The sequence below is a fragment of the Streptomyces flavochromogenes genome, assembly GCF_000717595.1.
GTDB lineage: Bacteria > Actinomycetota > Actinomycetes > Streptomycetales > Streptomycetaceae > Streptomyces > Streptomyces flavochromogenes.
On sequence record NZ_JNZO01000005.1, the window covers coordinates 280,992 to 298,780 of the forward strand.

At 72.8% G+C, this 17,789-nt stretch carries 14 protein-coding genes and 1 pseudogene; 7 read left to right on the forward strand and 8 right to left on the reverse strand.

The genetic code is table 11. From position 1 onward, the window contains the following. Positions 1-188: 188 nt before the first annotated feature. Entirely contained in the window at positions 189-1,214 is a 1,026-nt protein-coding gene (locus tag IF00_RS0107630; RefSeq protein ID WP_030315593.1) for a hypothetical protein, read from the reverse strand. 439 nt (positions 1,215-1,653) lie between these two features. After that, on the reverse strand, positions 1,654-2,871 hold the full coding sequence (locus IF00_RS0107635) for an amidohydrolase family protein (protein WP_030315594.1): 1,218 nt from the start codon (positions 2,869-2,871) through the stop codon (positions 1,654-1,656). Between the two features lie 183 nt (positions 2,872-3,054). Between IF00_RS0107635 and afsR the strand changes: the two genes are divergently transcribed. After that, positions 3,055-6,348, forward strand: coding sequence for an SARP-family global regulator AfsR (gene afsR / locus IF00_RS42575; RefSeq protein ID WP_030315595.1), 3,294 nt, complete (start codon positions 3,055-3,057; stop codon positions 6,346-6,348). 210 nt (positions 6,349-6,558) lie between these two features. Further along, a complete protein-coding gene (locus tag IF00_RS0107645) occupies positions 6,559-6,768 on the forward strand; it encodes a hypothetical protein (RefSeq protein WP_030315597.1) in 210 nt (69 codons plus the stop codon). A 240-nt stretch (positions 6,769-7,008) separates the two neighbouring features. On the opposite strand, the gene IF00_RS0107650 is transcribed toward IF00_RS0107645, so the two are convergent. Both IF00_RS0107650 and IF00_RS0107655 read right to left on the reverse strand, forming a co-directional pair. Further along, the gene (locus tag IF00_RS0107650) at positions 7,009-7,689 is read right to left on the reverse strand and encodes an LppU/SCO3897 family protein (protein WP_030315599.1); all 681 of its coding nucleotides are present in this window, start codon (positions 7,687-7,689) and stop codon (positions 7,009-7,011) included. 100 nt (positions 7,690-7,789) lie between these two features. After that, a complete protein-coding gene (locus IF00_RS0107655; RefSeq protein WP_030315600.1) occupies positions 7,790-9,346 on the reverse strand; it encodes a FadD3 family acyl-CoA ligase in 1,557 nt (518 codons plus the stop codon). 89 nt (positions 9,347-9,435) lie between these two features. On the opposite strand from IF00_RS0107655, the gene IF00_RS0107660 reads away from it, so the two are divergent. From IF00_RS0107660 to IF00_RS0107670, 3 genes are read left to right on the forward strand one after another with little or no spacing between them, the layout of a single operon-like run. After that, a complete protein-coding gene (locus IF00_RS0107660) occupies positions 9,436-10,578 on the forward strand; it encodes a lipid-transfer protein (RefSeq protein ID WP_030315602.1) in 1,143 nt (380 codons plus the stop codon). 13 nt (positions 10,579-10,591) lie between these two features. Further along, entirely contained in the window at positions 10,592-11,017 is a 426-nt protein-coding gene (locus IF00_RS0107665) for a Zn-ribbon domain-containing OB-fold protein (protein ID WP_030315603.1), read from the forward strand. Then, positions 11,014-11,790: an enoyl-CoA hydratase/isomerase family protein gene (locus IF00_RS0107670; RefSeq protein ID WP_030315605.1), complete on the forward strand. Its 777-nt coding sequence runs from the start codon at positions 11,014-11,016 to the stop codon at positions 11,788-11,790. The genes IF00_RS0107665 and IF00_RS0107670 overlap by 4 nt, the downstream gene beginning before the upstream one ends. On the opposite strand, the gene IF00_RS0107675 is transcribed toward IF00_RS0107670, so the two are convergent. After that, on the reverse strand, positions 11,777-12,385 hold the full coding sequence (locus IF00_RS0107675) for a hypothetical protein (RefSeq protein ID WP_030315607.1): 609 nt from the start codon (positions 12,383-12,385) through the stop codon (positions 11,777-11,779). The two genes, IF00_RS0107670 and IF00_RS0107675, sit on opposite strands and share 14 nt — an antisense overlap. Before the next feature lie 125 nt (positions 12,386-12,510). Between IF00_RS0107675 and IF00_RS41025 the strand changes: the two genes are divergently transcribed. Then, entirely contained in the window at positions 12,511-13,116 is a 606-nt protein-coding gene (locus IF00_RS41025; protein ID WP_037637711.1) for a hypothetical protein, read from the forward strand. 72 nt (positions 13,117-13,188) lie between these two features. Here IF00_RS41025 and afsK read toward each other — a convergent pair whose 3' ends face one another. Next, on the reverse strand, positions 13,189-15,657 hold the full coding sequence (gene afsK / locus IF00_RS0107685; protein ID WP_030315612.1) for a protein serine/threonine kinase AfsK: 2,469 nt from the start codon (positions 15,655-15,657) through the stop codon (positions 13,189-13,191). 137 nt (positions 15,658-15,794) lie between these two features. Continuing rightward, positions 15,795-16,580: a VOC family protein gene (locus IF00_RS0107690; protein WP_030315614.1), complete on the reverse strand. Its 786-nt coding sequence runs from the start codon at positions 16,578-16,580 to the stop codon at positions 15,795-15,797. Between the two features lie 351 nt (positions 16,581-16,931). Here IF00_RS0107690 and IF00_RS0107695 point away from each other — a divergent pair, with 351 nt between their 5' ends. Then, positions 16,932-17,579, forward strand: coding sequence for a TetR family transcriptional regulator (locus IF00_RS0107695; RefSeq protein ID WP_030315615.1), 648 nt, complete (start codon positions 16,932-16,934; stop codon positions 17,577-17,579). A gap of 104 nt (positions 17,580-17,683) precedes the next feature. Here IF00_RS0107695 and IF00_RS48225 read toward each other — a convergent pair. Further along, a pseudogene (locus tag IF00_RS48225) lies at positions 17,684-17,789 on the reverse strand (DUF4097 family beta strand repeat-containing protein); the annotation flags it as partial.

Consider the following 17,789-nt stretch of genomic DNA (forward strand, 5'->3'; position numbering starts at 1 on the left):
GGCGACCGCACATCTGACGAACCGTCACTTCGACGAGCGGGGCCCATGCTCGTACCTGACGGCCCATCAGGCAAGGGGGGTGCGCATCCCGGGAACGCGACGACGCCCCCGCCCGGGCAGCGGGGAGCTGCCCGGGCGGGGGCGGATCTTCGTCCTCGCCCTCCGATACGTGAGGCGCGTCAGGGGCGTCAGGCGCCGCCCGTCGCGCCGGACGCCTTCGCGTGGCGCACCAGGGCCGAGGCGGCCAGGCAGACGATGCCCACGGCACACAGGAGCCCCAGCGCCTTCGCCCAGGCGAACGTGGTGCCGAGGCTGCCGCTCAGCAGCTCGACGGTGCGTGCGCCCGCGACTCCGTGGACCGCGATGACGAAGACGGCGGCACCCGCGGCGGCGGCCCAGGCGATGAGGGTGTCCCTGGCCGCGAGCCAGGCCGCGCACGCCAGGCAGAGCACCGTGACGACCACGGAGAGCGCCTGCGCGTCGCCGCCCGAGCGCAGGCCCGGGAGGTCCGTCGGCAGGTGGATCACGCCGCAGACGAACAGCGCGAGCGCGGCGGGCCAGCGCAGCACCGACCTCAGCGCGGGTGAGGCGACGTGGCTGCCGGGGCCCGCCGCCAGCGCGCCGTCCAGGGTGGACCTCCACCCCTTGGCGGCGTCCCGGTCACGCCTCTTCGGGGCGGTCACGGTCGGTGCGGCAGTCCCGCCGGCGCGCGCGTGGTCCTGCTCGTCGGCTTCGGCGTCCCGCGCCGCCCCGGCGTCCCCGCCCGCGGTGGAGTGCCAGTCGCTGCTGTCGGCGCCGAGGATGCCGACGAGGCGGACCACGTCCTCGACCGGCCGGCCCACCGCAGCGGCGCGCAGGGTGGTCTCGGCCTGGCGGAGTTCGTATCCGGACGCGTTCAGCAGCGCGAGCAGTTGGCGCACCTCGTCCAGCGGACGGGTGACGGCCGCCGCGCGGAGCGCCACGTCGGCGGGACTGGAGAGTTCGCCGGTCTCCTGGAGGCGCGCCACCAGGGCGGCGACCTCCTCCACCGGCCGCTCGGTCGCCGCGGTCCGCAGGAGGGTGTGGACCGCTTCGTCGCCGGACTCCTCGTGGGCCGACGCCTCGGTTCCGGGCCGGGGCCTCGGGGCGTCCGGGGCCTTCGGGGCGGCGGCCGCGGAGGGCTCGGGCCCGGAGCCCGCGGCCTGCGGCTTCGGGGTGGCGGGCGGCGCCGTCACGGGCGGAACCGTCGCAGTGACAGGGGACTTCGGCGCGACGGGGGACACCGGCACGGCCGGGGACTTCGGCTCCGCGGGGGGCGCCGTCGGCCGGTCGGAGAGGTCGGGTGCGCCGAGCGTCGGGGGCGAGGAGACAACCGGGTCGCGGGACGGACCCGGGCGGGGCTCTGTGGTCGGTTCTATGTCGTCGGGTTCCATCTCGTCGTCCGCGGGATGAAGGTGCGGGAGGGGGTGGGGGGTCATGTCACAGGCTCCGTTCGTGGACGCCCCGGAGGACACCCACTGGCTGTCTCGTGATGTGCAAGAAACGCACACTTGATTACGATTTGCGCGCACTCGATGACACTCCGCCATCAGGGCGGCCTCCCGCTGGGCCATTCGGGCGACAGAGCGGCCGGGCTCCCCCGCCGAAGGGGGAAGCCCGGCCGTGGTCGCGGTACTAGGCCCGCCAGAGCCCTTCCGGGGTCAGCCCCAGCAGGTCGATCGCGTTGCCGCGCACGATGCGCTCGACGACGTCCGGGGCCAGGTGCCCCATCTGCGCCTCGCCGACCTCCCTGGACTTGGGCCAGGTGGAGTCCGAGTGCGGGTAGTCCGTCTCGTACAGGACGTTCCCGACCCCGATCGCGTCGAGGTTCCGCAGGCCGAACGCGTCGTCGAAGAAGCAGCCGAAGACATGCCCGGCGAAGAGCTCGGACGGCGGGCGCAGCACCTTGTCGGCGACCCCGCCCCAGCCGCGGTTCTCCTCCCACACGACGTCGGCGCGCTCCAGGATGTACGGGATCCAGCCGATCTGCCCCTCCGCGTACATGATCCTGAGGTGGGGGAAGCGCTCGAACTTGCCGCTCATCAGCCAGTCGACCATCGAGAAGCAGCAGTTGGCGAAGGTGATGGTCGAGCCGACGGCCGGCGGGGCGTCGGCGGACGTCGACGGCATCCGGCTGGACGAGCCGATGTGCATCGCGATGACCGTGCCGGTCTCGTCGCACGCGCGGAAGAAGGGGTCCCAGTGGTCCGTGTGCACCGAGGGGAGCCCGAGGTGAGGCGGGATCTCCGAGAACGCGACCGCCCGCACCCCGCGCGCGGCGTTGCGGCGGACCTCGGCGGCGGCCAGTTCCGGATCCCAGAGCGGGATGAGGGTGAGCGGGATGAGCCGCCCGTGCGCCTCGGGCCCGCACCACTCCTCCACCATCCAGTCGTTGTACGCCCGGACGCAGAGGAGTCCCAGCTCGCGGTCGCCCGCCTCGGTGAAGGTCTGGCCGCAGAAGCGGGGGAAGGTCGGGAAGCAGAGCGCGGACTGGACGTGGTTGACGTCCATGTCGGCGAGCCGCTCGGGCACCGAGTGGGAGCCGGGCCGCATCTGTTCGTACGTGATGACTTCGAGCCGTATCTCGTCGCGGTCGTAGCCGACGGCGGTGTCGAGGCGGGTGAGGGGCCGGTGCAGGTCCTCGTAGACCCACCAGTCGCCGACCGGGCCCTCGTCTCCCCTGGCCCCCATGACGGGGGCGAACTTCCCGCCGAGGAAGGTCATTTCCTTGAGCGGGGCGCGGACGATCCGGGGTCCGGTGTCGTGGTACCGGGACGGGAGCCGGTCCCGCCAGACGTGCGGGGGCTCCACGGTGTGGTCGTCCACCGAGATGATCTTCGGGAAGGTCTCCATGGCTTTCACGGTAGCGCCGATCTGACGACCCGTCAGCTAGCGTGCGGTGAATCGGCGGTATGACGGGCTCACTACGGCCGTATCACGGCCCGGACTCGGCTGACCCGATGCTGACGGACTCCCTCCGTACAAGGCAGACTGTCCAGGGCGAAACAAGCGTTGGCGGTACGGGCAGGGGGAGCTATGGACCGTGAGAGCGGGCCGCGAGTTCCGGTGCAACGGGCTCCGAAGACGGGCGCGGACGCCGGCACGGGCCTGAACCCCGACGAGGGCGGTCGCGGACGGGCGGGCACGGAAGCGCAGGCCGTCACGGGCCGGGACGAGGCCGGAAGCAAGGGCGTGAGCCAGAGCGCGGGCACGAATTCCGGCCATGCCACGGGCACGGGGACGAGCACGAGGCCGGACGCGGGGGCGAGCACGAGGCCGGACGCGGGACCGGACGCGGGCAGGACTGCGAACCCTCATGCGGGCCCTGACGCGGGAACGGAACCGGGAACCGACCCGGGAACGGAATCGGGAACGGACAGCGGCCTCGGTCCCGACACCCCACCCGACCCCACTCCCCACCCCACCGCACCCTCCGGACTCCTCCGGTTCGCCGTGCTCGGACCCGTCCGCGCCTGGCGGGACGGGGAGCCCGTGCCCACCGGGTCGCCCCAGCAGCGGGCCCTGCTCGCCGCACTGCTCCTCCGGGGCGGGCGTACCGCCACCGCCTCCGAGCTGATCGACGCCCTCTGGGGCGAGGAGTCGCCCTCGCAGGCCCTCGCGGCCGTACGGACGTACGCCTCCCGGCTCCGCAAGGCGCTCGGCCCCAAGGTCCTCGTCAGCGAGTCCGGCGGCTACGCCCTGCGCACCTCCGCCGCCGCGCTCGACGTCGCCACCGCGCAGGAACTCGGCACCGAGGCCGAGAAGCTGCGGGCAGCCGGAGACCGGGCGGGCGCCCGCGACCGGCTCGCGGAGGCGCTGGACCTGTGGGACGGCGAGGTGCTGGCCTCCGTGCCGGGGCCGTACGCCGAGACGCAGCGGACCCGTCTGGAGGAGTGGCGGCTCACACTCCTGGAGACCCGGCTCGACATCGACCTGGAGGTCGGTGCGCACGCGGAGGCCGTGTCCGAGCTGACCGCGCTCACCGCCGCGCACCCGCTGCGGGAGCGGCTCCGCGAGCTGCTGATGCTCGCCCTCTACCGGAGCGGGCGGCAGGCCGAGGCGCTCGCGGTGTACGCGGACACGCGCCGGCTGCTCGCCGAGGAGCTGGGCGTCGACCCCACTCCCGAACTCTCCCGGCTCCAGCAGCGCATCCTGCAGGCCGACGCCGAACTCGCCCGCCCGGTGGAGGAGGCTGCCCCGGCCGCTCCGCCCGTCGCCCGCCCCGCGCAACTCCCGGCGACGGTGCCGGACTTCACGGGCCGGGCACCGTTCGTGCGGGAGCTGGGCGCCCGGCTCGCCACGGCCGAGGGCCATGTCATGGCGGTGTCGGCGCTGGCCGGCATCGGCGGGGTCGGCAAGACGACGCTTGCCGTGCACGTCGCGCACGAGGCGCGGCCGCACTTCCCGGACGGGCAGCTGTACGTGGACCTCCAGGGCGCGGGCTCGCGCGCGGCCGCGCCGGAGACGGTCCTGGGCTCCTTCCTCCGTGCCCTCGGCACCCCGGACGCGGCCATTCCGGACTCGCTCGACGACCGGGCGGCGCTGTACCGCTCGACGCTGGACGGGCGCCGGGTCCTGGTCCTCCTGGACAATGCGCGGGACGCGGCCCAGATCCGCCCGCTGCTGCCGGGGACGGCGGGCTGCGCGGCGCTCGTGACGAGCCGGATCCGCATGGTCGACCTGGCGGGGGCGCATCTGGTGGACCTGGACGTGATGTCCCCGGAGGAGGCTCTCCAGCTCTTCACGCGGATCGTGGGCGCGGAGCGGGTCCAGTCGGAACGCGAGGCGGCCCTCGATGTGGTGGCCGCCTGCGGTTTCCTGCCCCTGGCGATCCGGATCGCGGCCTCGCGCCTGGCGGCGCGCCGGACGTGGACGGTGTCGGTCCTGGCGGCGAAGCTGGCGGACGAGCGGCGGCGCCTGGACGAACTCCAGGCGGGCGACCTGGCGGTGAAGGCCACCTTCGAGCTCGGTTACGGACAGCTGGAGCCGGCGCAGGCGCGGGCGTTCCGGCTGCTGGGCCTGGCGGACGGCCCGGACATCTCGCTCGCGGCGGCCGCGGCCGTCCTCGACCTGCCGCTCTGGGACACCGAGGACCTCCTGGAGGCCCTGGTCGACACGTCCCTCCTGGAATCGGCGGCGCCCGGCCGCTACCGGTACCACGACCTGGTGCGACTCTACGCGCGTGCGTGCGCGGACCGCGACGAGCAGCCGCCGTCGGAGAAGGAGGCGGCGCTCTCGCGTCTCCTGGACTTCTATCTGTCGACGGCGGCGCGGGTGTACGCGATCGAGCGCCCCGGCGACCGGCTCGTCGACCACCTGGAGCCCACCACCCACGAGGGCCTCACCTTCACCGACCGCCACACGGCCCAGGACTGGCTGTACGCGGAGGCGAACTGCCTCCTGGCCACGGTCCGCCAGTCGGCGGCGAGTCCGGAGACGCTGCGCCGCGCGGTGGACCTGCTCTGGGCTTCGCTCGACCTGGCGGAGTCGGGAGCGAACTCCCGGGAGTACGAGACGGTGGCGACGCTTCTTCGGGAGGCGGCCGGCACGGCGGGAGACCTGCGGGCCAAGGGCCGGGCGGCCCTGACCCTCGCGTACGTCCAGCACGTGGCGGGCCGCTTCGACGAGGCCGACGGCGAGGCCCACGAGGCGATGGACCTCGCGGCGTCGACGGGCGACGCCCTTCCGCTGTGCTGGGCCGCCAACGCTCTGGGCATCATGGCCCTCTACCAGGGGCGCAACGACGACGGAGAACGCTTCCTGACCCAGGCGACGACCTCGTTCCGCGCCTGCGACGACGAGGCGGGCGAGGCCAGTGCCCTGTGCAACCTCTCCCGGATCCATCTGGCCATGGGGCAGACGGACATCGCCGTCGAACTCGCCCAGCGGGGAACCGACATGTACGACGCGATGGGCCACGCCCTCAAGGGCGCCAACGGCCGCTACGCGCTGGGCCTCGCACTGACCCAGGGCGACCGGCTCGACGAGGCGGCGACCCGGCTCGGCGAGGCGTTGAGCGTGTTCCGGGACAGCAGGCAGCGCCTCTGGGAAGGAATGTCCCTCTTCCGGATCGCCGAGGTGGACATCGCCGCCCGGCGCTACGCCCAGGCCGCGTCCCACTCGGAGCTGGCCCTGGTCATCCTCCGGGGCGTCGGCGGCGAGTGGCGCCGGGGGCAGGCGCTCGTCGTGCTGGGCCGCGCGCTGTCCGGCATAGGGCAGTACGGACGGGCGCGGGTCTGCTGGCAGGAGGCCCTCGACATCTTCGTGGAGCTGGGCTCGGCGGAGGAGTCCGACGTACGCGACCTGCTGCGGGAGACGGCGGCCGCCTGACCGCTGAGCTGCCTGTTCATCGTTCGTTTATGACGGCACGGCAGTCTTCTCGTATCGGCCCGCTGCGTCGGGGGGCACACGGGTCGATGGTACGGCCGTCACACCGTCGCACTAGGGTGAGCGGCTCCGAGTGGGCCTTCCGGCAGTCCACGGGGGAACAGCCGGAAGGCCCACTCCACCCACACGACGACACTACGGGAGTTGATCAGCATGGCCGATCTGGAACCGACGAACGTGCCCGCCGCCGGCGAAGACATCGTCAGCAAGAACATGCACGCGACCGATGCCCCGCTCAAGGACTCGGTGGCCGAGAAGCTCGGCATCAACGGCAACATGCACGCCACGACGGAGCCCATCGACGGCAGCGCCGGCACGGCCACGACCGACAACATGCACGCCACCACGGAGCCGGCCAAGTAGACCACTCCCGACGGGGAACGGCCGCGGCGGCGACTTCGGGGGAGCTGCCGGGGCCGGCAAGGGAGGTCCGGTCGACGGGGGAGCACACGGACTTGGGGGACACCCGGCGGAGCCAGGGGGGATCCGTCCGGGCAGGACCGTGCGCAACGCGATCGGACCACCGCACGTGGAGGGGCCGGGCAGCTGCCCGGCCCCTCCGGTGTGTGTACGGCCCCTCGGGGCGCGGTGTCGCGTCCTCGGTCAGCGGGCGTAGGATCCGAGGCCGATCAGGCAGTAGACGTATTCGTTGATCGTCGTGCCGTTCCTCGTGTAGCGGTGCGAGAAGGCGTACTGGGTCTTGGGGTTGGCGTTGCAGCGGTTCATGTCGGAGGTGAACGGGAACGTCTGGATCACCTTGTAGTGCGCGTCGGACGCCGAGCACGGGACCTCGTCGACGCCGCTGACGGACTGCGCGGTCGTCGAGTCCGGGAGCGAGCCGTTGAGGCAGGTGCCCTTCTCGTACGGGTCGGGTTCCTTCTCCGTCGGAGTGGCGCCGGCGGTGGGGTCGGCGTCGGGGGTGCCGTCCACGTCGAAGGTGGGCGGGGGCGGGTAGGAGAACGTCGGGATGGGGCCCGGGCCCGTCGAGCCCGGATGGTCGTCCTTGTCGTCGTTCAGGACGTACGAGCCCCCGATGATCGCGCCGATGACGGCGAGCGGGATCAGGCAGCCGAGGATGCCGCCCTTCTTCTGTCCGCCGGCGACGGTGATGCGCAGGTACACCGTGCCCTCGCCCAGCCGTGCGGCGACGAGTTCGCCGTGGCGGCAGGGGCGGACGCTGAGGTGGGCGGGGCCGGTCGGCAGCGTGACGGTGATGATCACGCCCTGGGCCGCCTGCTGCGGGGTCAGGGTGAGAGGGATCTCGGAAGGCGCTGGCGAGGACACGGGCTGCTCCAGGGGAGGTGGGACTGCGGTTCGCCGAGGACTGCCCCTATGACGTGTACACGGCGGCGGACGGTTGCACTCCCTTCGGCGGCGGACGGGCTCAGGCGGCGCCCGCACACCTCGCCCTCAGCTCGCCCTTCACCACCTTCCCGCTCGCGTTCCTCGGCAGCTCCGTCACGAACTCGACCTCCCTCGGCACCTTGAAGTTCGCCATCTCCCGCCGTGACCAGGCGATCAGGTCGTCCGCCGTGACCCTCGCGCCCGGCCTCCGGACCGCGAACGCCTTGCCCACCTCCCCCAGCCTCGGGTCCGGGATGCCGATGACGGCGACGTCCGCGATGTCCGGGTGGAGGCCGAGGAGCTGCTCGATCTCGGCCGGGTAGGCGTTGAAGCCGCCCACGATGAACATGTCCTTGAGGCGGTCGGTGATGCGCAGGTTGCCCTCTTCGTCGAGCACGCCGATGTCTCCCGTGTGGAGCCAGCCGTCCTCGTCGATCGCCGCCGCCGTCTCCGCCTCGTCCTCGAAGTAGCCGGCCATCACGTGGTGGCCGCGCACCAGGACCTCGCCCGTCGGGGAGACGCGGACCTCCGTGCCGGGGATCGCGCGGCCCGATGTGGTGGCCACCGTCGTGGCCGGGTCCTCGCGGCGGCACATGGTGACGATGCCGCTCGCCTCGGAGAGGCCGTACGCCGTGAGGACCGTGCCGACGCCCAGGTCGGAGCGGAGGCGCTCGACCAGGCGGAGGGGGACCACCGCCGCGCCCGTCACGACGAGGCGGAGGGTGGAGAGGTCGTGACCCCCGCGGGCCGGGTGGTCCAGGAGGGACTGGTGGAGGGTGGGCGGACCGGGGAGGACGGTGATGCGTTCGGCGGCGATGTTGGCGAGGACCGTGTCGACCGTGAAGACCGACTGCGGGACGATCACCGCGCCCCGCATCAGGCAGGCCAGGATCCCGGCCTTGTAGCCGAAGGTGTGGAAGAAGGGGTTGACCACGAGATAGCGGTCGCCCTCGCGCAGGCCCGCCAGCTCGGACCAGATCGCGTAGCAGCGCAGGCTCTGGGCGTGGCTGATGACGGCGCCCTTGGGACGGCCGGTGGTGCCGGAGGTGTAGATGATGTCCGAGGGGGCCGCGGGGTCGATGACGGCGGCCCGCGCGTGGACCCGGGCCGTCGGGACGGTGTCGCCGGCCGCCAGGAACTCCTTCCAGGTCGCCCACTCCTCGGGCGCGCTGTCGCCGAGGACCACGACCTTCTCCAGGTCCGGGAGGGCGACCCCGGAGCGGCGCAGGGAGGCCACGTACGAGGTGCCGAGGAAGGTGCCTGTGACGAAGAGCAGCCGGGCGCGGGAGCGCTGGAGGACGTACGCCGCCTCGGTGCCCTTGAAGCGGGTGTTCAGCGGGACGAGGACGGCGCCGGCGGTGACGGCGCCGAGCGCGGAGACGATCCAGTCGAGGGTGTTGGGGGCCCAGATCGCGACCCGGTCCCCCACCCGTATGCCGGTGGCGAGACAGGCGGCCGCGGCCCGTTCGACGCGTTCGCCGAGTTCGGCGTAGCTGACGCGGTTGCGGCCGTCGACGACGGCCTCCCGCGCGCCGTACCGCTCGGCGGCCGCTCGGACGAGACCGGGGATCGTGCCCCACTCCAGGTCGCCGCGCATGTCCATACCCAACCTCCTGTAGCTGACTATCCGTCAGATTAGTTGTAGCCTGACGCGCTGTCAGCAGTGCTGCCCCATGAGGAGGTTCGGTGCTCAAGGACGCCACGGCCATCGTCGGCATAGGTCAGACCGCCTTCGCGAAACAGCTCCCCGAGACGGAGAAGACACTCGCCTGCCGGGCGATCCTCGCCGCGCTCGACGACGCCGGGATCGAACCCTCCGAGGTCGACGGCTTCGCCTCGTACACGATGGAGGAGACCGACGAGGTCGAGGTCGCCAAGGCCATCGGCGCCGGCGACGTCACCTTCTTCTCCAAGGTCGGCTACGGCGGAGGCGGTTCCTGCGCCACCGTCGGCCATCTCGCCGCCGCCGTCGCCACCGGACAGGCGAGCGTCGGCGTCGCCTGGCGGTCCCGGAAGCGGGGCAGCGGCCCCCGCCCCTGGAAGAACACGGCCGTCCAGCTGCCCACCCCCGGCCAGTGGACCCGCCCCTTCGGCCTGCTCCGCCCCGCCGACGAGATCGGCATGCTCGCCCGCCGCTACATGCACGAGTACGGCGCCACCCGCGACCACCTCTTCAACGTGGCCCTGGCCTGCCGCAACCGCGCCAACCAGAACCCCGCCGCGATCATGTACGAACGCCCGCTGACCCGCGAGATGTACATGACCTCCCGCTGGATCAGCGAACCCCTCTGCCTCTTCGACAACTGCCTGGAGACCGACGGGGCGCTGGCCTGCGTCATCGTCTCCGCCGAGCGGTCCCGCGACTGCCGGCGGAAGCCCGTGTACGTCCACTCCGCCGCCCAGGGCCTGCCCGCCCAGCACCACGGCATGGTCAACTACTGGAACGACGACCCGCTCTCGGGACCCGCCTGGACCGCCGCCCGCCACCTGTGGAAGCAGGCCGACTTCGGCCCCCAGGACGTCGACGTCGCCCAGATCTACGACGCCTTCACCCCCCTCGTCCCGCTCTCCCTGGAGGGCTACGGCTTCTGCGGCCGCGGCGAGGGCGCCGCCTTCACCGAGGGCGGCGCGCTGGAGATCGGCGGCCGGCTGCCCCTCAACACCGGCGGCGGAGGACTCAGCGAGGCGTACGTCCACGGCTTCAACCTCATCAACGAGGGCGTGAAGCAACTCCGCGGCACCTCCACCGCCCAGGTCCCCGACGCCGCCACCTGCCTCGTCACGGCGGGCGAGGGCGTCCCCACCTCCGCCATCCTGCTGCGCGCCTGAGGAGCTGATCCCCATGCTGACCCCCGTCACCGACGAGGACGGTGCCCCCTTCTGGGAGTACGCCGCCCAGGGCGAACTGCGCGTCCAGAGCTGCGCCGACTGCGGCGAGCTGCGCTTCCCGCCCCGCCCCTGCTGCCCGCACTGCCAGTCCTTCGCGAGCGGGTGGCGCCCGATGTCCGGCCGCGGCCGCATCTGGTCCTACGTGCTCCCCCACCCGCCCCTCCTGCCCGAGTACGCCGCCCAGGCCCCGTACAACGCGGTGATCGTCGAACTCGCCGACGCCCCCCGCATCCGTCTCGTCGGCAACGTGGTCGCCGCCCCGGACGCACCCCTGAACTCGGTCGACCCGAGCCGGCTCCGGATCGGCGCCCCGGTGAGGGTGGCCTTCGCCGAGATCGACGGCGTCGTCGTCCCGCGCTGGCTCCTGGAGCGCGGATGAGCATCCGGGTGGAGCGGGACAAGGAGTCCGGGGTCGCCGTCGTCACCCTCGACCGGCCGGAGAAGCACAACTCCGTCACCCTGGAGATGGCCCGCGAACTGGGCGCCGTCTGGCGGGGGTTCCGGTACGAGGACGAGGTCCGCGCGATCGTCGTCACCGGGGCCGGCGGGCGCGCCTTCTGCACCGGCATCGACCGGGCCGCCGTCGGGAACGTGCCGCAGCCCTCGTCCCCGTACACCATCGACGACCCGCTCCTCACGATCGGCCCCAAGGCGAACGACCTGTGGAAGCCGGTCGTCTGCGCCGTCGAGGGGATGGCCTGCGGCGGGGCGTTCTATCTGCTCGGCGAGTCGGAGTTCCTGGTCGCGGGCGAGGACGCCGCCTTCTTCGACCCGCACACCACCTACGGCATGGTCAGCGCCTTCGAGACAATCCACATGGCGCAGCGGATGCCGTACGGGGAAATCGCCCGGATGGCCCTCATGGGCAGCGCCGAACGGATCTCGGCCCGGCGGGCGTACGAGACGGGCCTCGTCTCCGAGCTGACCCCGCCCGGCGGCGCGCTGGCCGCCGCGTGCGCGGCCGCCGCGGTCATCGCGGGCCACCCGACGGAGGCGGTTCAGGGAACGGTCCGGGCGCTGTGGTCGGTGAAGGAGGCCGCCAGGGCCCAGGCGCTGGCGCACGCGCCGCACCTGGTCGCCCTGGGCAACCTCACGGCGGACCGTCAGGCGGAACTGTTCGGGCGACGGGGGACGGGGTTCAGGACGAGGTAGCCGACGGGGTGGCGGTGGAGGGGCCGGCCCCCGGCACCTCACCCTCGACGTAGGCGATGCACTCCTTCACCCGGCCGACGGTCCCGGGGTGGGCCATCCCCACCTCGAAGGTCTTCGTCCCCCTGCGCTCGACCGTGATCGTCGTCTCGGCCTCGTCCACCTTCTTGTAGCCCGCGTCCCTGAACTCCACGCGGACCCGGAACGTCTTCTCCTCCCACGCGTCCGAGGTGATCCTCAGCGTGGTCGTGGTGTCCGCCTTGCGGGCCGGCTTGCCCTTGCGCTTCTTCTGCGCGGGCTCCACGCAGTCGACGGTGGTGACGCTGACGGCCGCGGTCGGCGAGGCCGTCGGCGTCGGGTCGTACGTGTACTCGTCGGCGGCGCTGTTGCCACCCGAGCCGCTGTAGTCGTCGTTGCTCTTCTCGTCGCTGGAGCAGCCGCCGCCGGAGTCGTCGTCGGAGCCGCGGCTCTTGCTCTTGCCGCTCTTGCTCTTGCCGCTGCCGCCACCGCTGCTGCTGCCGTGGCCGGTGTGGAAACCGGTCAGCGCGAGCACCACCACCGTGAGCGTCGCCGCGAGCTTCAGGCGTGTGCGTACCATCGCCGCCCCCTCGTCTCCCTGTCGTGTCCGCGCCACTCTAGCGGCGCGAAGGACCCACGTGGCGGGCCCCCCTCAGCGGGCGTAGCGTCGGGAGCGAGAGCCGGACCGCCAAGGAGGCCGCATCGATGATCCGCAACATCGCCGGCTCGGTGCTGGCTCTCGCCGGAGCGACGGCCGCCGTCTGGAGCCCCTTCCGTGCCTGGTACGACGGCCGTCACGGACGTGATTACGCGGTCGACGAGCTGTTCACCGGCATCACCGACGCCAGGGGCGAGCTGATCGGCTCGATCCTGGCGCCGTTCCTCTTCGCCGCCCTCGTGACCCTCCTCGGAGTGGTGCTGCGCTCCCGGCTGCTCGTCGCCTTCGCCGGGCTCGTCGTCCTCGGCTTCACCGTCCTGTGGATGGTGCGGGTGGGGCAGGCGGAGGGCGGCCTGACGATCGGCGGCGGTACGGGGCTCGGTGACGGGGTCGCGAACGCCGTCGGCGGCGGGATCCTGCTGCTGCTCGGCGCGCTCGTCATGTCGGGCAGGTCCCACCCGCGGCACCGGGTGGACCGGCCTCCGCGGCACACCCACCCCACGCTCGACGGACCGCCCCCGGACGACACGTCCACCCTGGAGGAGCCCGGCGCCCGTCCGGAGGCCTCGACGCCGTACGCGCCGACCCGAACCTTCGACGTGCCGACCTGGGACCAGGAGCGGGAACGGGGAGACCCGCCGCCGAAGAGCTGAAGCGCTTCGGGGCGGGTCCCTGTCCGTACGTCGTACGACCTGCCGGCCCGGCGGACGCCCTGCCGGGCCGGGTTACCGCGTGGCGGCCCCCCGGCCCGTGGCCGTGCCCTTGACCGCGTCGAGCGCGTACACACAGCGGTCCTTGCTGCAGGCGTACACGACCCCGTTCCTGACCACCGGCGAGCCGGTGATCTCGCCACCGGTCGCGAGCTTCCAGCGGAGCTGCCCGCCGGTCGCGTCCAGGGTGTAGAGGACGTGGTCGGCGGAGCCGAAGTGGACCCGGCCGTCGGCGACGACGGGCGAGCCGACCAGTTCGCCGCCCGCCGCGAACCGCCACCGGGGCGTTCCGGTGACCGCGTCGAGCGTGTAGAGCGCGCTGCCGCTGCCGACATGGATGTTGCCGTCGGCGACGAGGACCGGCTCGGTGGACTGGCGCGGCTCGGTCGCGATGCGCCAGCGGTCCTGACCGGTGGTGGCGTCGAGGGCGTAGACCGTGCCGAGGTGGTCCGAGAGGTACACCCCGCCGCCGGTGACCGCCGGGCCCGGCGCGAACGCCGGCGGGGAGGTGAAGACGGCCGGTGCCTCGAAGTGCCAGCGGACGTGCCCTGCGGCGATGTCGATCGACAGGACCCGGGTCCCGGCGGAGACGTACACACAGCCGTCCTCGGCCGGGGCCACCCGGACGGGCACGTTGGCGCAGGAGGCGGCGTCGCCGATCGGGTACGACCAGCGCTCCACGCCCGTGCGGGCGTCGAGGGCCTGGAGCCGGGCGTCCCGCCACACGTACACGGTGTCGCCGTGCACGGCGGGCCCCGCCTCCGGGGTCTCGAAGTCGGTCTGGGCGCCGGTGACCTCCCACAGCTTGGCGCCGTTGGAGGCCTCCCAGCCCTGGACGCCGCCGCCGCGCGTACCGGTGACGACGGTGCCCCGGTCCACCTGGAGCGAGTACACCCACGCGTCCGTCCGCAGCCGCCAGCGCTCGGTGCCGTCGGTCGCGTCGAGGGCGTAGAGCGTGGGCCCGTCGGAGGCGTGGATACGACCCGAGGCGACGGCCATGGACCAGGCCACGTCACGGGTCTTGAACTGGCGCCGGCCGCTGCCGGTGTCCAGGGCGTGTACCTCGAAAGAGGTCACGTACAACAGGTCGCCGTCCACGACCGGGGTGCCCCAGACGTCGTTCGACATCCGGAAGCGCCACGGCCGCCAGGGTCCGGGCTCGGCCGGCGCGGTCTGGTCGGAGCCCTGCGGCGGCACGTTGACCGGGCGGGAGCCGGGCGGCGGGCCGGGCTCCCCGGCGTGGGAGCCGGCGTACGAACCGTGGTCCACGCCGTGCGGGCCACCGCCGGGCGGACGGATCCAGCCGGTCGCCGGGCCCGCGTCGGCGCTCCGGCCGACGGCGAGCGCAGCACGCGTGTCGGCGACCCGGGGGCCGGGGCCGATCGGGACGGTCGCGCCCCCGAGACGTACGGGACCGCCCGAGCTCTCGGCGGGCCCCGCGTGCCGGCCACCGCCGACGGGGGCGGGCTCGGCGTGCCGGCCACCGCCCCCGGCCGGTGCGGGCTCCGGGAAGCGCGGGTCGCCGCCGCGCTCGGCGGGGCCCCGGGGCGGGCGCGGCGGCATCGGCGGCGCGGTCGACGCCGGAGCCGGACGGCCGCCCCGGCGGGTCTCGATCATGTCGGTGGCGCTCCGCGGCAGCCAGGCCGAGGCCGTGCCGCTGTCGTCGCTGCCGGGACCGAAGAGATGCGGGGCCAGCTGGGCCTGGAGGTCGGCCGGGGTGGGCCGGCGGCTGACGTCCATCTGCATGCAGGAGTCGATGAGGGGCCGCAGCTCGTCGGGCAGGCCCGCCAGGTCGGGGCCCTCGCGCAGCAGCATGAAGACGGTCTCGACCGGGTTGGCGCCGTGGAACGGCGCGTGGCCGGTGGCTGCGAAGACCAGCATCGAGCCCAGCGAGAAGACATCGCTCGCGCCGGTGACGCTGCGCGAGTCGCGGGCCTGCTCGGGAGACATGTAGGCCGGGGTGCCGACGGCGACATTGGTCATGGTCAGGCGCGTGTTGGAGACGCCTGACGCGATGCCGAAGTCGATCACCCGGGGGCCGTCCTCGACGACGAGGACGTTGGAGGGCTTGAGGTCACGGTGGACCAGGCCCGCGCCGTGGATGGACTGCAGGGCCTCGGCGACGCCGGCGGCCAGCCAGCGCACGGCCTGGGCCGGAAGCGGTCCGCACTCGTTCACTATCTCTTCGAGCGAGGGCGCGGGGACGTACGCGGTCGCCAGCCAGGGCACGGCGGCCCGCGGGTCGGCGTCCACGACTGCGGCCGTGTAGAAGCCGGAGACCGCCCGCGCGGCCTCCACCTCACGGGTGAAGCGGACCCGGAACAGCTGGTCCTCAGCGAGCTCCGTGCGCACGGTCTTGATCGCCACGCGCCGGCCCGAAGCCGAGCGCGCGAGATAGACCAGGCCCATTCCGCCCGCGCCGAGCCGGCCCAGCACCTCGAAGGGCCCGATACGTCTCGGGTCGTGCTGCGTCAGCTGTTCCACTTGCCTGCCACCTCCCCGTACGGGCCATGAGGGTACGGCCCCGTGGCCCTGATTCTTCCTGTCCGAGGGCCCGGTTGCGAACCCGGGGGCAGATCGGGGTGTCTCAGGTCATAGGGAAGCCATCCGGAGGGGAGGCCTCACGTCGTCCCGGACGGCTCCGAGAGGACCGCGAAGCGCGCGCCCTGGTTGTCGTGGAGGACGGCGATGCGGCCGTGCGGGGTGTCGAAGGCGGGGGTGGCGACCCGGCCGCCGAGCCGGACGGTGGTCTCGCAGGCCTCGTCGCAGTCGGGGACGGCGAAGTAGACGAGGACGTGTCCCGGCATCTCGGCGGGGAAGTCGTCGCTGATGACGGCACGGCCGCCGAAGGCGCTCTCGTCGCCGGTCCGGGAGCCGGGGGGCGACCAGACGCGGTAGTCGAAGCCGGCGTCCCTGCCCTCCTCGTCGGCGTCGGCCTGGCGGCCGAGGTAGCCGAAGACGGTGGCGTAGAAGGTGTCGACGGCGTCGGGGCGGCGTGTGTACACCTCCATCCAGCAGAAGGAGCCCGGTTCGCCGGTCACCTCGAAACCGTTGTCGTCGCCGGACTGGCGGAGGCCGAAGACGGCGCCGCCGGGGTCGGCGGCGAGCGCGAGGACGCCGAAGGGGCCGACGGGGTAGGGCTCCATGACCATCTGGCCGCCGGCGGCCTTGATCCGCGCGGCGAGGGTGCCGGCGTTCTCGGTGGCGAGATAGACGGTCCAGGTGGTGGGCATGCGGCCGTCGCGCTTGGGCAGGAGGCCGGCGGCACGGCGCCCGTCGAGGAAGGCCTCGTCGCGGTCGGGATCGAAGGTCCAGCCGAAGAGCTCGCCGTAGAAGCGCTTGCCCGCCTCGAGGTCGGGGAGCTGTGCGTCCACCCAGCAGGGTGTGCCCTCAGTGCGTACGGCCATGTCCACACGCTAGGTCGGCGGAATCGGTCCCGCAGCGTCCGCACCGGCCGGATATACGAACAAAGTAGCGTTTTATCGTCCCAGAACCCTTGGGACGCTTGAGTTGTCCACCGAAGTTGTCCACAGGCTGTTCATAAGCCTATTCGGGTACGGGGATCCCTCGGTCAGGGTGCGAAGAAGCGGTCGGCCTCCTGTCCGCCCGTCACAAGTGGCGTGATCCCGCCCCTCCCCTCCGCCGCCCCGCCCACGGAGACACGCGTGCCGACCTCGGAGAACACGGGTGGCCGGGGGGTGCACCCCATTTGCAGTCGGCCGAATCGCGCGCCGACACCCCCTCGGTAAGCTGACGGCATGACAGGACAAGTACGCACCGTCGACGGCCGCGTGGCCGGACGACGCGGCCAGGCGACGCGGCAGAAGCTGCTCGACTGCCTCGGTGAGATGCTCAGCTCCTCGCCCTACCGGGACGTCAAGGTCATCGATGTGGCCCGGAAGGCGGGTACTTCACCCGCGACGTTCTATCAGTACTTCCCGGACGTCGAGGGAGCGGTTCTCGAGATCGCGGAGGAAATGGCCAAGGAGGGCGCCGGGTTGACCGAGCTGGTCTCCGGCCGCTCCTGGGTCGGCAAGGCCGGCTGGCAGACCTCCGAGGAACTCGTCGAAGGCTTCCTGGACTTCTGGCGGAAGCACGACGCCATCCTCCGGGTCGTGGACCTCGGCGCCGCGGAGGGCGACAAGCGGTTCTACAAGATCCGCATGAAGATCCTGAACTCGGTCACCAACTCCCTCACGGACGCGGTGAAGGAGCTTCAGGCCAAGGGCAAGGTCGACAAGGAGGTCAGCCCCGCCGCCATGGCCGGCTCGCTCGTGGCGATGCTGGCCGCGGTCGCCGGCCACCAGAAGGGCTTCACGACCTGGGGCGTGAAGCAGGCCGAACTCAAGCCCAACCTCGCCCTGTTGGTGCATCTGGGCATCACCGGCAAGAAGCCGACCAGATAGCCCCACCCCCTCCTCCACCCGTCCTGTCGTCGACGCCGACGGCGGCCCGCCCCCACGGACCGCCGTCGGCGTCGCCGTGTCCGGGCGAGCTCCGCGACGCCGCCTCACAGACTGCGGGCGGTGATGTCGCCGTAGGAGGTGGTGGCGTGGAGGGTCAGTCCGGTGGTGCCGGTGTTCGTGAGGGCGTTGTGGACGCGGCCGTAGGCGGTG

Excerpts from the sequence above, each read along its gene's own strand:
- IF00_RS0107670 (WP_030315605.1), top strand. The coding sequence starts at position 11,014 with ATGAGCATCCGGGTGGAGCGGGACAAGGAGTCCGGGGTCGCCGTCGTC.
- IF00_RS0107675 (WP_030315607.1), bottom strand. The coding sequence starts at position 12,385 with ATGGTACGCACACGCCTGAAGCTCGCGGCGACGCTCACGGTGGTGGTG.
- IF00_RS0107645 (WP_030315597.1), top strand. The coding sequence starts at position 6,559 with ATGGCCGATCTGGAACCGACGAACGTGCCCGCCGCCGGCGAAGACATC.
- IF00_RS0107695 (WP_030315615.1), top strand. The coding sequence starts at position 16,932 with ATGACAGGACAAGTACGCACCGTCGACGGCCGCGTGGCCGGACGACGC.
- IF00_RS0107635 (WP_030315594.1), bottom strand. The coding sequence starts at position 2,871 with ATGGAGACCTTCCCGAAGATCATCTCGGTGGACGACCACACCGTGGAG.
- IF00_RS0107665 (WP_030315603.1), top strand. The coding sequence starts at position 10,592 with ATGCTGACCCCCGTCACCGACGAGGACGGTGCCCCCTTCTGGGAGTAC.
- IF00_RS41025 (WP_037637711.1), top strand. The coding sequence starts at position 12,511 with ATGATCCGCAACATCGCCGGCTCGGTGCTGGCTCTCGCCGGAGCGACG.
- afsR (WP_030315595.1), top strand. The coding sequence starts at position 3,055 with ATGGACCGTGAGAGCGGGCCGCGAGTTCCGGTGCAACGGGCTCCGAAG.
- IF00_RS0107690 (WP_030315614.1), bottom strand. The coding sequence starts at position 16,580 with ATGGCCGTACGCACTGAGGGCACACCCTGCTGGGTGGACGCACAGCTC.
- IF00_RS0107655 (WP_030315600.1), bottom strand. The coding sequence starts at position 9,346 with ATGCGCGGCGACCTGGAGTGGGGCACGATCCCCGGTCTCGTCCGAGCG.